The organism is Verrucosispora sp. SN26_14.1 (genome assembly GCF_004307965.1).
Lineage (GTDB): Bacteria > Actinomycetota > Actinomycetes > Mycobacteriales > Micromonosporaceae > Micromonospora.
Window position 1 is genome coordinate 1 of sequence record NZ_SISL01000640.1, and the last position, 2,583, is coordinate 2,583.

1 protein-coding gene is annotated in these 2,583 nt (G+C 75.4%); it reads right to left on the reverse strand.

Annotation, left to right across the window (positions count from 1 at the left end; genetic code table 11):
- Positions 1-63: 63 nt before the first annotated feature.
- A complete protein-coding gene (locus EYA84_RS33765; protein ID WP_236146048.1) occupies positions 64-2,304 on the reverse strand; it encodes a WG repeat-containing protein in 2,241 nt (746 codons plus the stop codon).
- Positions 2,305-2,583: the final 279 nt, after the last annotated feature.

The window sequence follows — 2,583 nt, forward strand, 5'->3', positions numbered from 1 at the left end:
AGATGGGCATAAGAGACAGGTACGGGCCGCCGCACTCGCGCCGCGACGACCCGACCGTCCAGGTCAGAGCATCGGGCTGGCGTCGCTGAGCAGTCCCTCGATCTCCGCCACGACCTCGTCCGGGTGGCGGAACACCGGGGCGATCAGCGACCCGCCGCGCCGGTCCAGCGCGCCCCACTGCCCGACACCGTTGGTGGCCAGGAACGCCACCGGATGGATCAGCAGCACCGGGTGGGCCGGGGCCACCAGCACCTGACCGGTCCGGTCCACCACACCCTTGCGCCCACCCAGGTCCACCACGGCCAGCCCCTCGTCGGTGAAACCGTCGACGTACCGGCCGTCGGCGAGCGTGGTGTGGAAACCGTGGTAGCGGGTGGGCACCACGATCTGCCCCGTGCGGTCGACGGCACCCCACCCGTCGCGGCGGACCGCCGCCACGCCCCGGCGGAACGGCCGCACCTCGGCGAAACCGGGCGGCACCACCACCGCACCGTCGGTGTCCACCGCCAGCCAGCCGCTGTCGTCCCGCACCACCCAGGCCAGCCCGTCGGAGAAGGGCCGGGCCGCCAGGTAGGTCGGCTCGACCACTGTCTCACCGGTCAGGTCGATCAACGACCACCGGTCGCTCTGCGGGCCGCGTACCCAGGCCAGACCCTCCCGGAACGGCTGGGCCTCGGCGTACCGGGCCGGCACGACCATCTCGCCCTCGTCGTCGGCGTACCCCCACAGGCCCTCGTCGCCGTCGCGGGCGGGCGCCGGGGGCCGCTCCCGCTCCAGCACCTCGTCCCAACTCCGCGGGTACGGCCCGAAGCCGCCCTCCTCGGCGCGCGCCGCGATCGCGTCCAGGCCGACGCGTACCCGGGCCAGCAACTCGGCGTCCCCCTCGCCGCGCAGGTCGAGGGCGCGCTCGAAGTGGTGGCACGCCTCCATCAACCGGCCCTGGTCGTAGCAGGAGCGGGCGGCGTGCTCGTGCAACGCCGCGCGCAACCGGTCCGGCAACTCCACCGAGTTGGCCTCCGCGAACAACCGGTCGGCCTCGGCGAACTCGCCCCGCCAGCGCAACACGTGCGCCAGCCGGGCCTGCGCCAGCGCGGACCGCCGCAGTTCGCCGGTGGCCTCCGCGTAGGTCAGCGCCATCCGGCCGTCGTCCACCGCGTCGTCGAGATCGCCGAGTACGCGTGAGGCCACCGCCCGCAGGCTCAGCAACCGGGCCCGGGAACGGTTGTCCAGGGCGGAGTCGAGCTTGTCGGTGAGCCCCTGCCGGAGTTCCCGCAGTTCCTCCGGATCGTCGACCAGTTCGCGCAGCGTCGTCGGGTCGAGCCGCCAGGGGTAGTGCGCCAGCACCTGCTCCGGGTCGGCCGGTGCCTCGGGCTCCTCCTCGGGCTCGTCCTCCGGCTCCGGTTCGGGCTCGTCGCCCGGTGTTGCCGCGCCGGCGTCGGGTGGCGGGCTGCCCACCTCGGAAAGGACGTCGTCGCTGTCCGACGACGGCAGCCCGTCGGTGAACGGCCCGCTCTCCGACGGCCCGGTACTGGGCGGCGTGGTGTCGTCTGCCGGCAGTTCCGGGATGTCCGGCGGTGCGGACACCGGCGCGGCGTGCGTCGGCGGGGCGTCGAGGTCCGGGCGGGTCCGCGACTCCGCCGAGGTGCCCGGGCCCGTGGTGCGCGTCCGATCCGACGAGGTGGCGGGCACTGCCGAGACCGGTGCGGCGGGAGGTGCGGAGACCGGCCGTGAGGTGTCCAGGACCGGCGACAGGGAGTCCAGGGCCGGCGGTGCGGAGACCGGCGCGGTCGGCGGGATGGCGAGCTGCGGTACCGGGTCCGTCGAGTAGGGAGCGGACGCCACCGACGTCTCCGGGAAGACGGGCGCGGAGACCGGTCGTGCCGGCGGTCCCGAGATCGGCCGGTCCGGGATTCCGGAGACCGGCCGGTCCGGTGGCCCCGAGACCGGCCGTGCGGGTGGTCCGGAGACCGGGGTCGTGGGTGGTCCGGAGACCGGCCGGACCGGGATGTCGTCATCGGAGCGGAACGTCGGTGTCGACAGGGAGGGCACCGGTGGTCCGGAGACCGGCCGGTCCGTCTCGGTCTGCCCGGCGTTGAACCACGATGGCTCCGGCGGTGTCTCCGGGGAACCGTGACGGGCGGGCCGATCGGGGGTGACCGCCGGACCGGAACCGGCGGCACCGAACCAACCCGGTCCGCTCTCGGGCGGTGCCGGTGGCGGCGAGTACGCGGCCGGCTCGGCCGGCGGCGGGAGGAACCGGGTCGGCTTCCGGGCGTCGGGCCGAGGCGCCGACGTCTCCGGCACGGACCGCTCGACCGGTGGTCGCTCGGCCGCTGGTTGCTCGACGGGAGTGCGGTCGACGGGAGTGCGGTCGACGGGAGTGCGCTCGAACGGCGTGCGCTCGACGGGAGTGCGGTCGCCCTGTGGGCGGTCGACCGGTGACTGGTCACGTGGTGGGCGTGCCGGCCCGGCGGCCGCGGGCGGTGCGGAGACCGGTCGGTGGCTCGGTGGTCCGCTGACCGGTCGGTGAGCCGGTGGTGCGGAGACCGGGGGCGGCGCGGCGGGGGCCGGTGGCGTCGGTGC